General features: G+C 69.2%; 1 protein-coding gene. It reads left to right on the plus strand.

Annotated elements, in window-relative coordinates; genetic code table 11:
* Positions 1–397 (plus strand): DUF445 family protein (locus AC1DYG_RS20340; protein ID WP_477641647.1); only part of this gene is annotated, 397 nt, incomplete at both ends.

A 397-nucleotide genomic window follows, 5' to 3' on the forward strand; every position in this document is an offset into this window, starting at 1 on the left:
CCATCGTGCGGCGGCTCGCCGAGCCGGCGTGGGGGCCGCCGATCGGGAAGGTCCTCGCCGAGCTGATCAAGGAGAACCGGCAGCTGCCCCTGCTCGACCTGCTCGCCGAGCGGGCCCACCAGTGGGYGCTGGCAAGCCAGCCGACGATCGACCGGGTGATCGACCGGGACAGCCCGTCCTGGTCGCCGAAGTTCGTCGACGCCATGCTCGGCGAGAAGATCTACCGCGAACTCGTCGAGTTCACCTGGAAGGTCCGGTCCAACCCCGAGCACGAGGTCCGCCAGGCGGCGAACCGGTTCCTGGTCGACTTCGCGGATGACCTGCAGCACGACCCCGCCACCATGGCGAAGGCGGAGAAGGTCAAGGCCGAGATCATGGGCCGGGAGGAGGTGACCAG

This window comes from Pedococcus sp. P1_H8 (genome assembly GCF_056405175.1).